We start from the raw sequence: 21,496 nt of genomic DNA on the forward strand, positions 1-21,496 counted from the left end.
TCATGCAAAGTATTTGTTGGCCCGCAGTCATCAAGCAGCAAAGCTGTGACGAGCTTATTTATCTAGCTAGTGATAGAGACTGGCTAGAGTTTTGCTGCTTAACTCCTCATATTGCAGGTACCTGCGATAAGTTACTCGACAGTGAAGGCAATACTTTCGATATTTCCATCAACTCAGCAACAGATACCAGCCAACCTATAACCGTAGCCGCATTGCCTCAATTAGCATTAAGCACTCAGGCTATCGACTTAATGACTTTCATTCATTATGTACGCCAACATGCCCAGCTAAATGGTCATTGCTGCAGCGCAAAGCTTATTTTCAGTACTATTAGACAAGGAATTGAAACGGTTGAATTTCTTGAGTCTGAATTTTCTTGAGTCAGCCTCACGACTCAGGCAAAATGCTGTTCCACATTTTATCCCGTAATACGAGTATCAAGCATGGAACTGTTAAACATAGAATGCCTAGGAAAACGCCTACGATTAGAGGGCTCCATGGCTGGCTGGCAACAGCTCTATTGGGATAATCAACTGGTTTCGCAAAAGTCGGCTTCTGCTGATAATCAAAGCTTTACTATCCACGAATTTGAGTTGTCTAGACCGAGTTCACTAGCAGAACCCAGTCATGATGATGTCATCACCCAAACCAACCGCCAAGTCATGAAAGTGCGCTTAGAGTCTGATGTGCAGTGGCAACCATTTATCATCAACTATACGGTTTTGGTGGACAATAACACCATTGCCGATGGCCAGCGTAACAGCAAGGACATAGAACGACAAACCCCTGAAGTGGCCCCAGTTAAACAACAAAAATTCAGTTTTGTTGGCTTAGCCTCTCTAGGTTTTAAGTTACTTAAAAGCGCCAAAGTGATTAAAGCCATGCTCGCTGCAGCCAGTGTGGCGGCCTACTCTTGGCTATTTTCAATTGAGTTTGCATTAGCCTTGATTGCCTGTTTGGTTATCCATGAATATGGTCATATCAAAGCAATGAAACACTTTGGCATGAAAACCAAAGGGATTTATTTGATCCCATTTATGGGCGGCCTTGCTGTTAGTGACGAGCGTATTAATACCCGTTGGCAGAACGTGGTGATCTCTATTATGGGGCCGACTTTTGGCCTGTTTATGTCCATCGGCTGTATGCTGGCTTATTGGCTGACGGGTAATATCTTTTTTGCCGGACTGGCCAGCTTTAACGCCCTATTAAACCTCTTTAATTTATTGCCGATACTGCCTTTAGATGGTGGTCATATTTTAAAAAGTATCACCTTTTCGATGAATAGCATGGTGGGTCTAATCGCCTGTATCGCAGGCGCAGCCGCTGGGGTATTCATTAGCTACAGCCTTGGACTGGCATTACTGGGCTTCTTATTATTAATTGGCAGTCTTGAGATTGTATTTGAATGGAAAAGCCGTCATCAAAGTCATTTATTGCCCCTTGACCGTTATGGGCAAATCTTCTCGACCTTGTGGTACTTCATTACGGTTGGCTTACTGATTGCTATTATTTGGTATTTTGCTGCATCTGGCGATGAAATGCTGTCGATGCCATTAGAAATATTAAGAAGCTAGTCAAATAAATAGCAGTGCTTAACATCAACTAAGCTAGCAAGAACTAAGCCTGAGAGAACTAAGTCCGTAAAAACTAAGTCCGTAAAAACTAGCTACGGGCTTAACTTGCTGAAAAAACGAAATTAACTTATCTATTTAGCTTATGGAATTTCAAATACCTTAGTCATGACTTTATACAGCTCAGTGCCTTGATGGACTGAAGCTGAAGCAAAATGCAGCACTGGCACGCAATCTATCGGCAAACTCACCGAAGTGACGGCATTATCACTGCCGTACTGATCTAACCTTAATAAGGTCACTAAAGGCTCGCCAGCAGCTAACGGCTCACCAACCGCTGCGCAGTATTCCACTAAACCCGCTTTAGGGGCATGAAACTTTTTATAATCCTTTAAGTAACAGCCCCAGCGTTTCATGCTGGCAGGAGCAACATGCTCTTTGATCACTCCCCGATGGCTCAAATAGGCCAAAATACCTAGGGCATCATTTTTAGCATCTGCCATATCAATACGTTCTTGGCTTGCTAGCTCTAAGGTAAAAGCCGCCACAGGCACATCGAATATGCGCCCTTTTAACGCTGCATATTCAGTTAATTGCCACCATGGACAAAAAACCGCTTCATCCATGGCGCCGCCAAATTCATTGGGGATAATTAACGATAAGGGGATCGAGAAAAACGCGGCTGCGGCTGCATCATACTCAGGGCAATAAAGGTGCTTTGCAGATTTAGGCCCGGTATGTAAATCAAGCACGATATCAGCGCCATGGGCCATATGTTGTAATGTCACCGCTAAGCGATGCCCGGTACTAATACCCCAAGGGTTGGCTAAACGTTGCTGGCAATTATTGACTAAGGTTTGCCTAAAAGCACTAAACAAGTCCTTGTCGGCAAAGTGTTGATGCTCAGTGAACCAGCTCGCAATATCAAGTGACTGATCATAATACTCTCGGTTCCAATTCACCCCAGTGATAGGATCAAATCGCCCTAAGGTAAACTCGCCACTTTTTTGATTAATGCCTAAAGGGTTGGCTAATGGCACGCAGTGAATATCGCCTAATACAGTGTAGTCTTGCAGTAAAGTCATCAGCTGATGTATCACCGCATTACCCTGCACTTCAGCCCCATGAACATTGGCCTGAATATAAACACTGGGCGCGGCGTCATCTGAGCCTTTAAAGCTAAACAGTGGCGCCGTTAAAGCTTGGCCTGTGGCAAGCTCTCCCACTTCAACCCGAGACATGGTGGCTGAATAATCGTTAGCCTGTTCTGTAATTGAATTCACTGATGTCATACCTGCCACGTTAGCAATTATTCAAATAAGTTTTGGTGCAGAGAGTTAACCACATCTGCGGCTTCAGATTCAGCGACGAGAACACATAAGTTATGTGGGCTAGCCCCTTGGCAAATCATGCGCACATTATGCTGTTCAAGTACCCCAAAAACTCGGCTGCAAATACCTGCTGTTGACGCTATTTGATTACCAATAATCGCCACTAAAGCTAATTTATCTTCCACTCTTACACGGCAATTTTGTGATAGTTCTTGCAGTAATGACTCGCTTAATAACCCCTGCCCGCTGGAGTCAGAACCGGTTTTATCAAGCGTTAGTGACACATTAACTTCTGAGGTGGTAATCAAATCAACTGAAATTTTATGCTTAGCAAGCGTGGCAAAGGTGTGCGCTAAAAAGCCCTGAGCATGGAGCATTTGTAAGCTATGCAGGTTTAATAAAGTTTGATCGCGTCTTAGAGCCACAGCTCGATAAACCGGGGCATCTTCTACTTGATGACGGATCCAAGTTCCACCTTGTTCAGGTGCTTTACTGGAACCAACAAACACCTGAATTTGTTGACGCACGGCCGGTAAAATCGTCGCAGGGTGTAATACTTTAGCGCCAAAGGTAGCCATCTCAGCCGCTTCATTAAAGCTAATTTCAGGGATAGGTCTCGCATTAGGCGCTAAACGTGGGTCAGTGGTATAAATTCCCGCCACATCGGTCCAAATCTCTACCGCATCAGCTTTTAACGCTTCTGCTAATAACGCAGCTGAATAATCACTGCCGCCGCGGCCTAAGGTGGTGGTGTTGCCTGCTTCATCTGCGCCAATAAATCCTTGAGTCACGATAACTTGCTGAGCGAGTAACGGCTGTAAATGCTCAGCGGCTAACATCGATATTAGCTCAATTTGCGGCTCTGCTTTGCCGAAGTGACTGTCAGTTCTTAATACTTGGCGCACATCAAATGAACTTGATGGCGTGCCTTTTTGGCGAATAACCGCAGAGAACAATAATGATGAACATTGCTCACCCATGGATAACAGCTCATCAATGATGGCTTTGCTTCTATCGAGCACTAACTTATCACTAAGCACTGCCATTCTGCTTAATAGCTTATCAATCGTAGCAGCTACATCTTGTGGACGCGCCAGCTTATCAACAATGTCATATTGAATTTTAGCAATTTGAGTGACTAAACTTAAGCGGCGTTGGTCGTTCACATTGGCTTGAGTTAACTCAACCAGTAAATTAGTGACACCGCTAGAAGCACTAACAACAACGACGCGGGTATTGGCATTGGCTAAAATAATGTCCGCACAGCGGTTCATGGCGTCAAAATCAGCAACTGAGGTGCCACCGAACTTAGCAACAACTAAACTCATGCTGATACCTCCACGACATTCGCAGACGAACTTTTACTAGACAAAGTTTTAGTAGACAAAGTTTTAGCAGACAAACTTTGACTAAACATACTTTCAGTAGACATGGACTGAGTAGACATAAACTGAGTACACAGTATTGGAACAACTTGAAATTTAATACGTAAAAACATGATTACACTCCGAACTTACTTCGTTCGAAGAGCCTGGTGCAGTGATAACGCACCCTTAAAGAAGGGAAACAGCAATCTTTCACCAGAAGCTCTCCACCAAAAAATAGGTGACAATCGCTAGGATTCAACCTAAACGACCGATACCGAATGCCAACCAAACATACCAGTACCTCGGCGCTAATCTCCCTCATAAGCTGTCATAGGAATTGGTTTTCCTCGAACTTACTACCTAGCTAACGCTCCTCTTCTGTTTCTTCCCACAGGAAGAGCATGAAAATACCAATAAATAACAACTCAAGTCAATTGGGATATGCCATAAAATCGTCAAATAACACAATACGTAAATAGAGACACTGAGCTCAAAATAGTATCATGTAAGCTGTTATTTATAATTTGAAACAAAAAAGTGATATAAAACAATAGTGATTAAAAAATAAAAAGTAATAACCTCAATGTAAATTCGAGGTTATTGAGTTAAAACCTTCAACTAAACTGCACAATTAAGCTTCAATATTAACAATCAAGTTTCAACAGTATATAAATAGCCATTGCCCTAATAAAAATATAAAAATAACAATAAAAAAAGGCACTTAACTAAGTACCTATAGAAGGAGTTACTGATATTAAACATCCTCGATAACTGATACAAATGTCACTTAATCGCCGATCATGTTATTCATCGTGCAAATCAGGTAATTCATTAACTAAAACCGTTCGTGGGCCAAACTCGCCAATTAACACTTCCTTGTCAGGTGCTTCACCACAGGCAAGTAATGACAACACCCCATTATCAACATAGTAAATAGCGAGCTGTTTAAACTCTCGGCCTAACGCTAACGCTTGGTCTTTTTCTATAAAGACTGCCCAACTTTTTTCCATATGAGATAAGTCTGGCGCCGCGCCAATTAAGCAACGATAGGGGCTATTAAATTGCTGAATTTTCCGTTGAAGTCGCCTATCTAACAAACGGTTTTGACACGGATTCAATTGGCTGCCTAAGGGATTATGGGCGGTGACAATGGCGAAGGGGACAGCGTAAGAAAGGCGCTGAGTAAGTAGAAATTGGGTCCCTTGATACTTAAACCAAAGGTTATCTATTGAATTATTCATCATTTATTTTTCTCAATTAAGACCAATTCAGTGTAGCAAACCAAGACTTGGACCAACACCCTGTGTGATGTAAGTCACAAGAACAATAATTATATTTGACTTAAAAATCATAAGCTTACACCAAAAAGCATTTTTGTAACAAATCTTCCCCGTAAATTTGTTAACATTTCATTTGTTAACAAATGCCTAAAACGAGTACAATATCTCACACTAGCTAGATTTTGCTACATAACGCTAAGTTGTGACACAAGCGACTACATTTACTGAAATTAAATCTTGGTAAAGTGTTCAAGCTTTTAAAATGTGTTCTACATTTTAAAAGACTGAATATAAATGTAGGACAAAATTAGGTTGCGAAGGAACTTTAATCAGCAATTTAATCTCTTAGTTTATATGAATCATCGGTTTTACAGATATTTTGACAGGTTGTGAGCTTACTCAAGCTCAGCATACGATCTGAATATTGATTTTTTATGATCAAAATTTACGTCACGTATAACTCTTTTATAGAAGTGCGATAAATATTAGTGCCTTAAACTGGTTTATATAATGTAGTTAGTCATGAAGCGTGTTTTGTTCAGGGCAGACATAGATAAACACCTATCGTGAATTTATAAATTATCGGCGTTTTCTTAGCTATATAACGCCACAGCCCTAGTGCAACATGACTAGAATCGAATTGTTTTTAATTTAGGTAAATGACATGCAAAACCCACACATTCTTATTGTTGAAGATGAAGCTGTAACCCGTAATACTCTACGTAGTATTTTTGAAGCCGAAGGGTATGTAGTAACTGAAGCAAACGATGGCGCAGAAATGCATAAAGCCATGCAGGATAATAAGATTAATCTTGTTGTTATGGATATCAACCTTCCTGGTAAAAACGGTTTATTATTAGCCCGTGAACTTCGTGAAATTAATAACATTGGCCTTATTTTCCTTACTGGCCGTGATAACGAAGTTGATAAGATCCTTGGTTTAGAAATTGGCGCTGATGACTACATCACTAAGCCATTTAACCCACGTGAATTAACTATCCGTGCTCGTAACCTATTAACTCGTGTAAACAGCGCTGGCGCTGAAACCGAAGAAAAAGGTTCAGTTGAGTTTTACCGTTTCAACGGTTGGAGCTTAGAAATCAACAGCCGTTCTTTAGTTAGCCCACAAGGTGAGTCTTACAAATTACCTCGCAGTGAATTCCGTGCGATGCTTCACTTTGTAGAAAACCCAGGCAAAATCTTAACTCGTGCAGACTTGTTAATGAAAATGACTGGCCGTGAGCTTAAGCCACATGACCGTACTGTTGACGTGACTATCCGTCGTATCCGTAAGCACTTCGAAAGTTTACCAGACACGCCAGAAATCATCGCAACTATCCACGGTGAAGGTTACCGTTTTTGTGGTAACTTAGAAGATTAATTTCGTCTGCAATTAATGTGCTTATTTGATTAAGCTCATTGGGTAGCAAATGAAAATAAAAGCCAAGTCAGTGACTTGGCTTTTTTATGGGCTATTAAAAATGAACTATCCCTCATGGACGATAACAAGTGATCTATAACTAATGGGCTATTATTGCCAACCCATTACCTATTACCCATTTGCTATAAACAGCGCTACTTAAGCTCGCGTTCTAAAAAGGCAGCTAAGGATTTATACAAATGATTCCTCACCTTTTCACCGCGCATAGAATGCTTTGAGCCAGGGTAGTCTATCATTTGAAATAACTTGCCTTCATCTTGCAGCGCTTTATATACGCGGGTGCTATTTTCAAACAACACATTATCGTCAGCCATACCGTGATACATCAGCAAACCAGACTGATAATTTTCCACATAAGGGGTAATGCTGCTGGCATCGTAACCCTGTTTATTCTTAGCAGGGTGACCCATATAGCGCTCGGTATAATGGGTGTCATACAAACGCCAATCGGTCACGGGCGCACCTGAAATTGCCGCTTTGAAATAATCAGGGGCTTTAAACTGGCTCATTAACGCCATATAGCCGCCATAACTATGACCATAAATAGCGATATTATCGCCATCAATAAATGGCAGACTTCTTAAGTAATCTACGCCCACTTTTTGATCGTTAACTTCTGCATCACCCATATTCTGGTAAATAACGTATTCAAACTTAGTACCACGATGGGCTGAGCCGCGGTTGTCTAATTGAAATACAGCAAAGCCTTGTTGTAATAGATATTGGGTAAAGTAATCCGCTTCACTCCAGCTATTAACCACTAATTGCGCATGTGGCCCACCGTATACTCGAACAACTACTGGGTATTTTTTGCTGGCATCAAAATCAGTGGGTTTAAATAATCGGTACTGCAGATTTTGGCCATCTTCAGCCTTTAATTGGCCAAAATCTGGTATTTGCCATAAACCCGCAACGTCATACAAAGGATGGGTTTGGTTAATTTCATTTTGTTCTACCCACATTAAATGCTCGCCAGTGTCATTGTGCAAACTCACCTGTGGCGGCTGAATTAAACTATTGAAGTAATCTAAATAAATTGGTTTTTTATCAGCAAAGACTGCTGAGTGCATCCCGGCTTTAGTTGATAGTTTTTCAATCTTGTCACTGGTTAATGACACTCTATATAAATGGCGTTCAACAACTGTGTCTTTTCGGCCTGAAAAATACACCCAGCCCGCCTGCTCATCCACAAACTCAAGATCATCAACCGCCCACAGCCCTGTGGTTAATTGCTTTATTTGTTTACCCGACAGGTCAAATAAATAAAGGTGCTTAAAACCATCACGCTCTGAGGCCCAAATAAACGCTTGTTGTTGCTTTAAGAAATGTAAGTCATCGTTAAGGTTTACCCATGCTTGGCTGCGCTCTTTGACAACCGTGTTAGCTTTAACGTCTGAACCAGGTTTTGAACCAAGGTTAATGATGCGTAAGTCCAATGCCTGCTGATCGCGGCTTTGCCATTGAAATGATAACTGCTTGCTATCTGGCAGCCATTTTACTCGCGGTAAATACATATCCTTCTCTTTACCTAAATCAATCCACTGCACTGCTTTACTCGCCAGCTCAATCACGCCAAGTTCAATCTCAACATTGGCTTTACCCGCATAAGGATAACGCTGCTCAGTCAGTTTTATACCGTCAGCATAAATCTCATTACGGGTGACTAATTCAACACCTGACTCATCAATACGAGTAAAGGCGATAGCTGATTCATCTGGCGACCACCAGTAACCTGTCATTCGGCCCATTTCTTCTTGGGCGACAAACTCTGCCATGCCGTTTTTAATCGGCCCTTTACCATCAAACGTCAGCTGAGTTAGCTTTTCTGTTGCCAGCTCCAGTACAAAAATATTTTGCTCGCGCACAAATGACACATAACGGCCTTTAGGGGACAAACGCGCATCAGTGACAAAGCCTTCACCGGTATTTAATGCCTGCGCCTTTTGATCCGCCAAGGTATAAAAATACAGCTTGCCTGCAGCTGGAATTAATAACGCTTGGCCATCATCAGCCCAAAAGTACTCCATGATCCCTTGACCATAAATACGTTGACGTTCGCGGCGGGCTTTTTCTTCATCAGATAATTCGCCCCCAGCCAGCTTATCGGCATTAAGCAACATACTGCGCTTTGCAGTGCTGATATCCATTTGCCATAAGTCATAAAAATGCTGGTTATCTTCACGGCTAGCAAGATACGTCACTCGGCTACCATCGGGAGACAGTTTTAATCCCCGAGGGCTAGCGCCGGCCAAGGCTGGTGATGCATGAATTCTTTCTATGGTCAGTGGAGTGGTATTGCCGGATATTTTCATGGTAGAGGCCATTGCATGATCTGAAATAAGAGCGCCAGTAAACACTAGCGGAATTGCCGACAGCATCAACGCCGCGGTCGATTTCCATTTTTTAGTCATTATCAATCCTTGGGAAGCCATAAATTTATATTTATCGTTATTATTATTTTCGCTGCCAATATTAATTTAACCAAAAATCAACTGAAAGCATTATTTACCAGCGAGTTTATAACAAATCTACTGCAAGTCATATATTGCTCATCTTTTTCACGCTGTAATATGGACAAATCTGAGGTATTATCCTTGATAATAAAATAAAACATTAACCACTGGTTACCGACCTTAACCTCTACTGTCTTAGGAACAAGCATGCAAACTTTGACACAAACCCTGACCAACCAAGCAGTATCAGCTTCGCTTTCACAATTAGTACTTAGCCTTGCCGATTGCTCAAAAGCAATTAGTAAAGCAGTGCAACATGGTGCATTAGCTGGTGTTTTGGGCGCTACTGAACAAGAAAATGTTCAAGGCGAAACCCAAAAGAAACTCGACGTGATTACCAATGACATGCTCAAAGATGCACTTAAAGCTGAAGGCAATGTTCGCGGTCTTGCATCTGAAGAAGAAGATTATGTTGTTGAAGTCAATCAAGACGGCGAATACTTAGTTTGTTTTGATCCTCTAGACGGTTCATCAAATATCGATATCAACTCACTGGTAGGGACGATTTTCTCAGTGCTACCTGCTGGCGAAGGCGAGTTTAACGAGCAAAGCTTTTTACAAAGTGGCCGCAAACAAGTTGCCGCAGGTTATGTGCTTTACGGCCCATCAACCATGATGGCGCTCACCACAGGTCAAGGTACTCAACTTTATACCTTAGATCCTGACACTAACGAGTTCCTGCTCACCACAGCAGAAGTGAGTATCAGTAAAGATACCGCTGAATTTGCGATCAATATGTCCAATCAGCGCTTTTGGGAAGCACCAATGCAAACTTACATTGCTGACTTAGTATTAGGCACTATTGGGCCCCGTGAAAAGTCATTCAATATGCGCTGGATTGCTGCAATGGTGGGTGATGTTCACCGCGTATTATGTCGTGGCGGTATCTTTGCTTACCCAACCGATAATAAGAACCCTGAAAAGCCGTACAAGCTGCGTTTAATGTATGAAGCCAACCCTATGGCTTTATTGGTTGAACAAGCCGGTGGTAAAGCATCTACAGGCTATGGTGATATCCTAGATATCGAACCAACAGCTATCCATCAACGTGTTGCTGTTATTCTTGGTAGCGCCAACGAAGTGGATACTTGCTTAAGCTACCATGATGTTGATTACAGCCAAGAGCCGACAATTGATTAATTGCGCTTTTAGCTACTATTAAAAAACCGCCTGCTGGCGGTTTTTTTGATCTTGCTAGCTATTAGTGATTAGTAATGATTGAGCTAATAGATAACTAAGTTTTAAAAACAACATGGCCTGCAATTGCAGGCTATGTAATGTTAGCGCTTTAGCTACGATTAAATAGCGAGCTTATGCCTCAGCATTAAGCTGATGTGGTTTTTCCGTTTGATCCACTATGGTTAATACCGCAGTATCACCCACTACGTTACAAGATGTCAGTACCATATCAATAATACGATCAAGTGCTGCCACAATGGCAAAGGCTTCGACTGGTAAACCTAATTGGTAGATAAGCACACCAATCATCACCATGCCGCCGCCGGGTACGCCACCAGCGCCCACTGACAATAAAAACACACTAAATAACAATGCTGGAATTTGCTCTGCTGTAATTGGCATACCAAAAGCATTGGCCACAAAGAAAATCGCGATAGTAATGTAAATTGACACTCCGCCCATGTTCATCGTTGCCCCGAGTGGCACCCCGAATCCAGCGACAGCGCGGCTAACAGCTAACTTATCGGTTAAGGTACGCATGGTCACAGGGATGGTCGCATTTGAACTGGCGGTAGAAAGCGAGAATAAAATCTGCTCTTTGGTTTTTTCACGAAAGCTCGAGGCTGATACCGGGGTGAAAATCGACACTGCTGTAGGGTAAACCACAAAAATCCATAACAACAGCAATGCTAAGATGATAACCAGGTATTCAACCACGCTGACAAAAATAGCCGGCTCAAGGGTTGCCGCTAATTTAAACATCAAGGCAAACACACCAATTGGCGCAAGGCTCATTACCACAGTGATTAAGCGCATCATGATTTTATTGGCTGTTTGAAAACCTTGCACTGCGCCGCTAACGCTCTCACCCATTGATTTAATCACGCCGCCTAACAGCAAGGCCATGAAAATAACTTGCAGCATATTACCTGAAGTAAATGCGGCAAATGGGTTATTAGGCACTATGCTAACAATCAGCTGCATTAAGTTAGGTAACTCAGTTGCAGTAATGCTCACGCCGCCATCGCTAGACATATCAACGCCTTTACCTGGCTCCAGTAACATGGCGACTAAAAATGCCGCTGTGATAGCCACCAAGGTATTAATAATATAAAAGCTAAAGGTTTTACCGCCCAAACGGCCAAAGCTCTTTAAATCTTGCAGTTCACACACGCCGCAAACAATACTGACAAATACCAGTGGCACCACTAGCATCATGATCATATTAACGAACATGGTACCAATACCGCTGGCAGCATTGACTAAGGTGCCTGAGAAGAAGCTGACATCATTGAGGGCAAATTGGACAATACTGCCCAATATTAGTCCAAAGAATAATCCGATAAAAATGCGGCTTGATAATGATTTGGTCATATCGCGAACGTTCCTAATAAAAGTCAAATTAACGCTGATTTCGCTGTTGTAACGACTTACACAGGCTCAATACTGAGGTTAATTCGACTGAAAATTTGTTTTAATTATTTTTAACGACAAGGATACTGGGACAAGAAGCAATTTAATTCAATGCTATCGATCAATTAGTTTGAGCGGCCACTGAGCAGCAGCATTTACAACTACCACCAAACTGTTGAATTAAAACAACTTAAACTAAAACAGTTGAATTATAAATATTTTTAGCAGGATTCAAGACTAAAAAACACAACACTAACAGTATTATACACTACCGTAAGAGTACTAATGAGTTGAGAACACTACAACTCTGACGACAATTTAAGCTAATAACTAGCGTTTTATAAAAGCGCAACATTTGCTTCTATTTATCCCATGCTGGCAGCATTAACCAGTGCCCAACAAAGGTAACATTAATGCAAACAAGACGCTTAATTACCACAACATTACAGCTTATTCTATTATCGGCTAATGCAGCTTTGAAGCTCGGGCTGTAGCGCTAATGAAATGACATAAAAAAGCTGCTTGGTTGGCACCAAACAGCTTTTTTGTAAATCAGTTCTGGGATGATTCACTTATCAAGTTTAAGCCAGCCATAACTCCACATCATGGATCATAAAGTTACCGTTATAAACAGGATCAGGATGGCCTATGGGCTCAAGTTCAAAATAAGCTTTGTGCTCATCGGGCAAACCTTCGTAGCCGCCAATCACTTGATAAAGCCAATTCTCAGATGCCCAGTGCAACTTATGCTCTTCTAAGTATTCCAGTGCTGATTGACGAACTCCTGAATCAATCACGGCGCAGAAGTATTCATCTACCGCTAGCTTTAGTGGATTATCAGGAATATCAAAATCCTCCACCGCAGTCATGGTCATGGACACATCGTGCTCACGCACTTTTGCCGGCAATAAGTCGCGGCTAATGGTTTTAATTCTCGCCACCGTATCGAGCAAGATAAGCTCATGGCTGGCGTTATTAACGTCGACACTGGCAGGCTTAATGATGGCTTCAGCGCAGTTAAACAATTTCGGCACAAACTTATGCGCCACATGATCATCAGGTTGATAATCAGGATGCAAATCTGTGTGCAGTAAAAAGCCTTTTAATAATCGAGTACGCCCCTGAATTTGACGAAAACGCCCCAGTAGCTCTAGCAAGCGCCCTTGCACTGCACTAATTTCTTGAATGCACTGACTTAAGGTTTCTTGCAGATTGGTCACCAGTAAGCGTCTTAGCTCGCGAATATCACCGGCGGTATCACTAAGCTCACTAAACTGGAACATTTCTAAGCCGTTGAGTAATTCAGACACCTGACTTTGGGCTAATTCATTTTCACGAATTTTGGCACTAATACTACCAACATAACCAAACTCATTATTAATACGGCCCCACAATACCCGAATGGAGTAGCGCAGGCTGTCGGTAAAGCTATAAACGTGCTCGTTTAAGTCAGCAAGGTAAGCCTCTGCAGCGCCATAATTAATATTGTGTCTTGCTTCTTTGTAATGATCGGCCAGTGTCTTGATGGTGCTAAACGCCGAGCCGACATTGGCATCAATTTGCCGATTACGCTCATCACTTAAAGCTTCTTCAAGTAACGCCCGTACCGAGCGTTTTAAGCGCAGTTCTTCATCGGGCTCTGGGCGCCATAAAATGCCACTTTTTCTGAGTTTCTCAATCACTGCTGCGTCATGGGTTTGCTCATTCACTGAGCCAGCAAGATAGGCATCCATAACCACATCAGAATGGCGACTCAGCTGTTTTAGTAGCTTAACCCCCGCTTGATGTAAATTATTGCTCATAATAAATCCTTTTGGGTAGCCGTTTCAGCTTGCGCTTCAAGGCTTAACCCTTCAGTTTCATCAATAAAGCGAATCACTTCGTACAAATAATCAAGCTTGCCGGTGGCAATATAAATTTGTTTCTCGCTATTAGGTTTTACCAAATACCCCAACTCCACTAAGCGCTTAAACACCAATTTAATTTGGTTGTCGGCATTGCTACTGGTTGAGCCAAATAAGCGATATTGGCTCAACTTAGCGAGCTGCTCCATAAACGCTGGCGTATCTTCAATACGCGCTTGCAGCTCAGTTAAGCGTATTGGCGCACCTTCACTTAAAGGCGCATCTTGGCCGCTACTTTCTTGTACTAGCACCAACCATTCCACCAGCGGAATAAGCGCCGAGCAAATATCTTTAAACTGGCTAGAAATCACTTTACGTTCTTGCTCACCCAGTTGCTGATAGCCACAAAAGAACACATCACCTTCTGCTGCAGAAGAAATCGTGCGGTTGATTTGATTTAAATACTGCTCCACTTTATCAAAGGTGGCACTGCTTTTCAGGGCGCGCCAGCCATCTTCATTGGTGGTGCGACAAATAAACTCACCACGAAGCAGTTGCTCAATCAGCATGCCAGTGCCAACCAGTGTTGTTTCGGTACTTGCCGTAACCTCAGACATTAAATAGCCTCCTTATTGGCATGTTGACTTAAGCGTGCAGCCAATGGGTTGGCTTTAGGTTTCACCACTTGTAATTTACGGGTTTGCTTATTGATAATGTAGCGATTAGCAAACAAGTTCAGCACTTCAGATTCTGGGTTAGGAAACGCCCCTAATACGCTGATATTGTTATTAACGCAGGCATCAAATATCTTCTTCACGTTGGTGTGGTGCAAGGTGCCCAACTCATCAATAGGCCAATGAATAGTGACATCGGCTTTACCCCGTAATAGGCGAGTAAAGGCCAGTAAGAACTTACATAAAATCAGATAAGCCATACCATGACTTGAAGATTCATTAAGCTGTCTATCGGTGCGAATAATTAAGTCGCTGTTGCCTTCTTTTAAGCGCAGCTCAATTTCCAGCAGTTTAGCAATGCCGCCACTTAACGCCGAGCGACCAATAATATCTAAGGCGCGGCGCATACTTGAGGTGTAATGCTCATCAGGCAGCTCACTAAAGCCATCTGCTTTCCACTGTTTAAAGGCTTTAACAAACACTTCAAGCTCAGGCCAAAACTCAAGTTCGCTAATGCGAGAACGAATCTTAACCGCGGATTCAGATACGCCATCAAGGAATAACTCTTCACCCACTTCGCGGGTAATACGCGCGCTTTGGGAGGCGATGCGGCGGTCAATATCTGCTAATACATCGTAATAAGCAGTTAAGTCGATACCAAAAATACGCCCTTGTTCGCGAATGGCCATCAAAGATTGCGGCACCATCACATTTAATAGCTGTTCAAGTTGTGGCACTAATTTACGGTAATCCAGTAGGCGGATACCTTTATCATTGCTAAAACTTGATTCATCTCGGGCGCGTTCCCAAAACTCAGCTAAGCTCGAGCCTGACTTACTGGCAATAACCGAATCAAAATGCTCAACGTATTGTTTTACTGAGCCCAGTAAATAATCACGCTGTAGTAATAATTCTTCACCTTGTCTTAAACGCTCACCGATGCCTCCAGCTGCTTCATCTTTACTTGGCGGCAATTTAAGCTCAGCCAGTTTACGCATCACCGAACGCAGTTTGGTGAGGTTTTCAGAAGCGTCAACTTGCGCAGCATCCGAGGCTTTTTTCAAGCTTTCAAAGTGTTGTTTACGTTGCTTCACATCGGCGGTTTTATTGGCAAGCTGCTGCTCTAACTCAAGGGCTGCTTGCTTAACTTTGGATAAATCGGTTTGCAATTTCGGCTTGGCAATTAGCCAGGCATTTTGATACCAATGCTCATATCGCAAGACATCACTGCGACGCTTTTCCGCATTACTGATTTGGGTTTCAAGATCGCGAATTTGCCCTTTTAGCGCCACGATAGCCGCTTCATCAACCCCGCGAGATTTAAGCTCGTTTTTGTACCATGACTCACAGGCTTTTTGCTCTTGCTTAGCATTACTACGGCGGGTGTCGATATTGGCTTTAATTTGCCCTAGCTGATTATCTAGCGCACCGACCACATCTTGCCAATAGGCATTTTTTTCCATGCGGGCTTCAAGAGCTTGCTCTTTTTGCTCACTAAGCCACTCTAGGTGCTTATTGTGCTGCTGCTTGAGCTCGTTTTCTAATTGAATCAGACGCTTGCTGGCATGGGCTTTACGCTCGGATAACGCTTGATTGATTTGCTCTTGTGAGCTGCGCTTTTCATCAAATAAACGCCGCACATCTTCACGGCTATTTTTATAAGCAGTGCGAGCAAAAGTCAGCTCTTTATTAAGCGTGTCTAATTGATCGTTAATGGCTACCAGTTGATCTTCGTTTTCCGACTTTAACTCTTCAGCTTGAGCTAAGGCTTCTTCAGCTTTAGCTAAGCGCAGGCGTAAATCTTGCTCTGAGGCAGCATAATCAGGCACATCAATGGCTTTAAGATCTAAGCCAATACCAAATAATACCTCGCCATTACTGTCTGCAACATGGGGATGGAGATCGGTGCGGTGTAATAGTTCAGGGGCAATAACCTTACCAAAGCTTTGCTCCCAACCTGAGGACTCTTTACGCAAAAACTCTAATAGAGTGTGTGATTGTGGAAATAACACCCCTTTGACATCATCAACATCAGCTAAGCGCTCATTCACTCTCACACTGGCGATTCGAAGTGCCTCAGAGACTTGATCGCGTTTGGCGCGCAGTTTTCTTTCTTCTATTGATAAGCGATCGACTTTTTGATTACAGCTTTCTTGTTCTTCATCAGCGCGGCTAATGCGCTCATCAAACACTGCTAAGCTCATTTTCTCTTCTTCGGTGTAGCTGACACCGTCGATTTGATGTTTCAGCTCACCTTGGCTGAGCTTGAGTTTAAATTCTTGTTCAGCAAACTGCGCTTTACCGGCATCGGTTTTTTCACGCCATAAGCTGTCGAGTTGAGTTAAATCATCGTTAGCAGATTCACGCTGGGCATCACGGGTTTCACGAATGCTATCTTGCTCTTGATGCAGTGACTCAAGCTCTCGGTGTAACTGCTCAGCAATTTTACTACGGCGGGTACTGTAAGCCGCTTCAATGTCTTGGTGCTTTTCAGTTTGTAACTTATGACGCTCTGATAAGTTTTCTAAATCACTGCGCCAATTATCTAAACTGTCTAAGTCGGCTTTAGCTTGTTCAATATTGGCATTTAAAAAGCCTTCATATTGATCTTCAATGCCATCAAGCTCAGCTTCATATTTACGAATATCACCTTGGGCGAATGACAATTCTTGGCTGATCTCATCGCGGGCTTCTTTCCATTCTTCGTCCAGAAGGCGCAGTTGTAAACTGGTCTCTTTAGACTGATTTTCACTGCGCTCTTGGCGCTGTGCTTCAAAGGTTTCATCGGCGCGATAGCCTTTAGCTAAACTGCCTAGTCGAAGCTCGGCGCTCAGTAACTGATTAAACTCTTGTTCTAGCTTTTCAAATTCAGGGCGAATTTGCTCAAAACCTTGAACTAACTGACTTTCACGGATCCAGCTTTCTACTCGCTGTGGGTTTAAGCGTGAGGTTGGCGGGTTAACACCATCTTCTTCTAAAATGGCGGCTACCATCGACTTAACGGTTTCCATTTTGCCTTCTTTAGAATGCACCGCTTTGGCCAGTTTTTCGATATGACGTAGCGAGTATTCGCTATCACACAATGAGAACTGATGGGCGTAATTACGTAGCTCGCTTTTATTGCCGCCGGTGGACAATAAACTGCGATCATGTTGAATAATCGCGCGGTATTCTCGGGTATTCAGCAAGTTAGTATGCGGCACCGACTGGCGCTTCATTTCACGGCCTAACTCCGCCATGGTATGACAAATGATGGTATCGCCATTACGGTTTTTAACGTAATCATCAAGCTCGAAACCTTTGGCAATAAAGCGGTAATTCACCCCTTTACCGTCACCGGCGGATGCCATTAGCGCTTGATAAAGCTGGCCGTCACTCTTTTGATATTCATAGATGATGTAACTTGAATCATGGGGAAGATACCAACGCTCAAAACTATCACGGGTTGAAGGCACGACTCGGCTAGGGTACTCACCATAAAACACTGGGACTAATCGCTGCAGTGTGGTTTTACCTGAAGCATTGGTACCACAAATGTTGGTGTGTCCATCTAGCTGCAGTTCCACCACACCAGGAAGGTGAGTATTAATTAACACTATTCTGATCAAGCTTGGCATTGGCATCCTTTTGCGTACTTTCCGCAACGGCTAAAAACAAGATTTTAGGGAATTTATTTTAATGAGCTATAAGTTAAATCAAAGCGCTGAATGAAGCAATTTAGCTGATAACAAAGCGTGAAATAATAACCGATAAAGGCTGCTTTACTCGCCTAACAAAGCAGCAAACGGCCAGTATATTGTTTTTACCAGCATGAAGTTGTGGGATATCACTTAGGTTTTATGCGAGGCTAAGGCGGATAAGCTGATTCAGAGATAAAAAAACCACCTTTGCGATGGCGTTAAAAATGAATATAACCAAATAAAATTTCACTATTAGTCAGCAGCTCCCCCCCCTTTTCACTGATTCAGGAGCCCCCTTTAATAACCATTCCAGTGCGTTATTTTTAACAGCGCTAAACACAAAAAAAGCCAGCTTATTTAAATAAGCTGGCTTTTTGTCAAAATTCAATAATGCGTTAAGCACTTTATAAACGCTTTTCTATCAGCGCTTTTCGATTAAGAGCACGAACAAAGTGATTCGTTTTCGTTACAACACTGTCATTGCGACTAATTAAGCCGCTTCTGTCTCAGTTTTTTCAGACTCAAGCTCAACTTGCTCAGCCGCTGACATGTCAGCTTCACTGTGTCTAATCAGATAATCAAAGGCACCGAGTGAGGCAGTCGCGCCGCTACCCATGGCAATAATGATTTGTTTATAGGCTGAGTTAGTGACATCACCTGCGGCAAATATCCCTGGTATGGAAGTTTGGCCTTTGCCATCAACAATAATTTCACCACGATTAGTTAACTCTACAGTGTCTTTTAACCATTCAGTATTTGGCACTAAACCAATTTGAACGAAAATCCCTTCAAGCGCGACATTATGCGATTCGTTAGTACTGCGATCGGTATAAGTGAGCCCGGTAACGCGTTTGCCATCACCTAGCACTTCTGTGGTCATCGCTTCAGTGATGATGGTGATATTACCCATTGAGTTGGCTTTGCGCTGCAACACTTCATCAGCGCGAAGGCTAGTATCAAACTCAAGTACAGTAACGTGCTCAACGATATTCGCTAAATCGATAGCCGCTTCAATACCAGAATTACCGCCGCCAATCACAGCGACGCGCTTACCTTTAAATAACGGCCCATCACAATGTGGGCAATAGGCTACGCCGCTGCCGCGGTATTCTTGCTCACCAGGGACGTTCATTTCACGCCAGCGCGCGCCGGTTGCTAACAATATGGTCTTACTTGATAAAATCGCGCCGCTTTCAAGTTCGATTTCAAAACGCTCACCTGATTTAAGGGATAGCGCCCGTTGGTTGTCCATGACATCAACATCGTAATCTTTCACGTGAGCTTCAAGATTGGCAACTAATTTTGGCCCTTCGGTTTTTGACACTGAGATAAAGTTTTCAATGCCGACAGTTTCTGCCACTTGACCGCCAAACTTATCAGCCACTATGCCAGTGCGCAGGCCTTTACGCGCCGCGTAAATGGCAGCAGATGCGCCTGCAGGGCCACCACCAACCACTAATACATCAAAGCTTTGTTTATTATTTAGTTGTTCTGCTTGTCGTGCTACAGCATTGACGTCTAACTTATTTAAAATTTCTACTACGCTAATGGCGCCAACAGAAAATGGCTCGCCATTCATATATACCGTCGGTACTGACATGATATTACGGTCATTAATCTCATCTTGGAATAATGCACCATCAATCATCACGTTAGTAATATTGGGGTTAATCGCTGCCATCATATTCAGTGCTTGTACCACTTCAGGACATGTCTGACAGCTTAGTGATACGTAGGTTTCAAACTTAAACTCACCGGGCAGATCTTTAATTTGCCCAATAACCTCATCGGTTAATTTAATTGGGTGGCCACCTGAGTGCAGTAGTGCCAACACTAACGAGGTAAATTCATGGCCCATAGGTAAACCTGCAAAGCTAATGTTGCTACCAAGTTCTGGGTTAATGATACTCATTGATGGGGTTCGGATCCCTTGCTGCTCTTTAAGGCTTACAAGGTTTGATAAGCCAACAATATCATTGGCTAAAGAGCTCAATTCTTTTGCTTTCGGGCTATCGTCTGCTGACACAACAAGTTCAACTGGTCGTTTAAGGTTTTGCAGATAAGTCTTCAGTTGATTTTTAATATTCGCATCTAACATACGTGTGCTCCTAGTATTGAAGTTGAGCCAAAAAAAAGCCTAATTCATAAATGCTAAACCCATTTAGCATTAACAAAGAACCAGGCAGATTGGAGTGTGATGAAACTTAGCTGAACCGTGGATGAGGCGACTCAGCTATTGGAGAGAATTAACGCCAGTGGTTTAGATTTTACCTACTAGGTCAATTGATGGTGCTAATGTGTCTTCACCTGGCTGCCATGCTGCTGGACATACTTCGCCGTCATGTGATGCAACATATTGTGCTGCTTGAATTTTACGAACTAATTCAGCTGCGCTACGGCCAATACCTAGGTCATGAATTTCAGCAACTTTGACTTCGCCTTCCGGGTTCATTACGAACGTACCACGAAGTGCTAAACCGTCTTCTTCAATCATCACACCGAAGTTGCGAGTAATTGCGCCAGTTGGGTCACCAATCATTGGGTAGTTAATTTTACCGATAGTGTCTGAACTTGAGTGCCATGCTTTATGAGTGAAGTGGGTATCTGTTGATACTGAGTAAACTTCAACACCCATTTCTTGTAACTTAGCGTAATGGTCTGCCATGTCGCCTAATTCAGTAGGACATACAAAAGTAAAATCAGCTGGATAGAAAAATACTACTGACCATTTGCCCAGTAAATCTTGTTCAGTTACTGAAACAAAGTCACCATTGTGAAAAGCAGTTGCAGAAAATGGCTTGATAGTTGAATTAATAATTGATTGAGTCATGGGTGTGCTCCGTTATATTTAAAGTAAATTCTAATTTAGTGTGTAGCTGTATCTGTTTGATGGAATAGATAATAGCGACAAGTTAGAATTAAATATAACGGGTAAAAACTATCACCCTAATCGATTTTTTAGAAAGTGAACACTAAATAAACCTTGGCAATCGAAATGCTCGATAAGCGAGCATTCGTTGGTGTAAAGGTGAGCAATGGCTATTAATTAAAGCAAAAAATAAACAATTAGCAGGATAGCCAAACTGTTGAGGCAAAAGCTGTCATTAATCGGTTGCTTGTTCGTTCGTTAGTTATTAGTACTAGCACCGCAAGTGCCACTATCATTTGCTAACAGCTATTCCCATTGAGTGAAACGTGTCAGT

Annotated in this window: 14 protein-coding genes and 1 riboswitch; of the genes, 4 read left to right on the forward strand and 10 right to left on the reverse strand. The window is 42.6% G+C overall.

What is annotated here, in order from left to right; all coding sequences use genetic code 11:
• The first annotated feature begins 2 nt into the window (after window positions 1-2).
• Both Q4546_RS15070 and Q4546_RS15075 read left to right on the forward strand, forming a co-directional pair.
• On the forward strand, window positions 3-380 hold the full coding sequence (locus Q4546_RS15070; protein WP_102436720.1) for a DUF4144 family protein: 378 nt from the start codon (window positions 3-5) through the stop codon (window positions 378-380).
• Window positions 381-443: 63 nt separating this feature from the next.
• Entirely contained in the window at window positions 444-1,574 is a 1,131-nt protein-coding gene (locus Q4546_RS15075) for a site-2 protease family protein (RefSeq protein ID WP_102436718.1), read from the forward strand.
• A gap of 140 nt (window positions 1,575-1,714) precedes the next feature.
• Here the strand turns inward: Q4546_RS15075 and Q4546_RS15080 are convergent, their stop codons facing one another.
• From Q4546_RS15080 to Q4546_RS15090, 3 genes are all read right to left on the reverse strand, one after another.
• A complete protein-coding gene (locus Q4546_RS15080; RefSeq protein WP_303446519.1) occupies window positions 1,715-2,863 on the reverse strand; it encodes a succinylglutamate desuccinylase/aspartoacylase family protein in 1,149 nt (382 codons plus the stop codon).
• Window positions 2,864-2,880: 17 nt separating this feature from the next.
• Complete coding sequence (gene lysC / locus Q4546_RS15085) at window positions 2,881-4,230, reverse strand: lysine-sensitive aspartokinase 3 (RefSeq protein ID WP_303446520.1); 1,350 nt, start codon at window positions 4,228-4,230, stop codon at window positions 2,881-2,883.
• Between the two features lie 248 nt (window positions 4,231-4,478).
• Window positions 4,479-4,655: riboswitch (Lysine riboswitch) on the reverse strand.
• A 417-nt stretch (window positions 4,656-5,072) separates the two neighbouring features.
• Complete coding sequence (locus Q4546_RS15090) at window positions 5,073-5,510, reverse strand: DUF3293 domain-containing protein (protein WP_102436771.1); 438 nt, start codon at window positions 5,508-5,510, stop codon at window positions 5,073-5,075.
• A 703-nt stretch (window positions 5,511-6,213) separates the two neighbouring features.
• On the opposite strand from Q4546_RS15090, the gene arcA reads away from it, so the two are divergent.
• Entirely contained in the window at window positions 6,214-6,930 is a 717-nt protein-coding gene (gene arcA, locus Q4546_RS15095; protein WP_076540527.1) for a two-component system response regulator ArcA, read from the forward strand.
• A 194-nt stretch (window positions 6,931-7,124) separates the two neighbouring features.
• On the opposite strand, the gene Q4546_RS15100 is transcribed toward arcA, so the two are convergent.
• The gene (locus tag Q4546_RS15100) at window positions 7,125-9,401 is read right to left on the reverse strand and encodes a S9 family peptidase (protein ID WP_303446521.1); all 2,277 of its coding nucleotides are present in this window, start codon (window positions 9,399-9,401) and stop codon (window positions 7,125-7,127) included.
• Window positions 9,402-9,650: 249 nt separating this feature from the next.
• On the opposite strand from Q4546_RS15100, the gene Q4546_RS15105 reads away from it, so the two are divergent.
• Complete coding sequence (locus Q4546_RS15105; RefSeq protein ID WP_102436710.1) at window positions 9,651-10,643, forward strand: class 1 fructose-bisphosphatase; 993 nt, start codon at window positions 9,651-9,653, stop codon at window positions 10,641-10,643.
• Window positions 10,644-10,814: 171 nt separating this feature from the next.
• Here Q4546_RS15105 and Q4546_RS15110 read toward each other — a convergent pair whose 3' ends face one another.
• The 6 genes from Q4546_RS15110 to ahpC all read right to left on the reverse strand — a co-directional run bounded on the left by Q4546_RS15110 (window position 10,815) and on the right by ahpC (window position 21,123).
• Complete coding sequence (locus Q4546_RS15110) at window positions 10,815-12,056, reverse strand: dicarboxylate/amino acid:cation symporter (protein WP_102436708.1); 1,242 nt, start codon at window positions 12,054-12,056, stop codon at window positions 10,815-10,817.
• A 620-nt stretch (window positions 12,057-12,676) separates the two neighbouring features.
• Window positions 12,677-13,897, reverse strand: a complete 1,221-nt coding sequence (locus tag Q4546_RS15115; RefSeq protein ID WP_303446523.1) for a phosphoenolpyruvate carboxylase — start codon at window positions 13,895-13,897, stop codon at window positions 12,677-12,679.
• Window positions 13,894-14,556: a hypothetical protein gene (locus Q4546_RS15120; protein WP_076540535.1), complete on the reverse strand. Its 663-nt coding sequence runs from the start codon at window positions 14,554-14,556 to the stop codon at window positions 13,894-13,896. Before Q4546_RS15120 ends, Q4546_RS15115 begins: the two co-directional genes overlap by 4 nt.
• Entirely contained in the window at window positions 14,556-18,230 is a 3,675-nt protein-coding gene (locus Q4546_RS15125; RefSeq protein ID WP_303446525.1) for an ATP-binding protein, read from the reverse strand. The genes Q4546_RS15120 and Q4546_RS15125 overlap by 1 nt, the downstream gene beginning before the upstream one ends.
• 553 nt (window positions 18,231-18,783) lie before the next feature.
• Window positions 18,784-20,391 carry an alkyl hydroperoxide reductase subunit F gene (ahpF, locus tag Q4546_RS15130; protein ID WP_303446526.1) on the reverse strand — a complete coding sequence of 536 codons (1,608 nt, stop codon included), beginning with the start codon at window positions 20,389-20,391 and terminating at the stop codon, window positions 18,784-18,786.
• A 162-nt stretch (window positions 20,392-20,553) separates the two neighbouring features.
• A complete protein-coding gene (gene ahpC, locus Q4546_RS15135) occupies window positions 20,554-21,123 on the reverse strand; it encodes an alkyl hydroperoxide reductase subunit C (RefSeq protein WP_076540540.1) in 570 nt (189 codons plus the stop codon).
• Window positions 21,124-21,496: the final 373 nt, after the last annotated feature.

It is taken from the genome of Shewanella sp. 4_MG-2023, from assembly GCF_030548015.1.
Classification (GTDB): Bacteria; Pseudomonadota; Gammaproteobacteria; order Enterobacterales; family Shewanellaceae; genus Shewanella.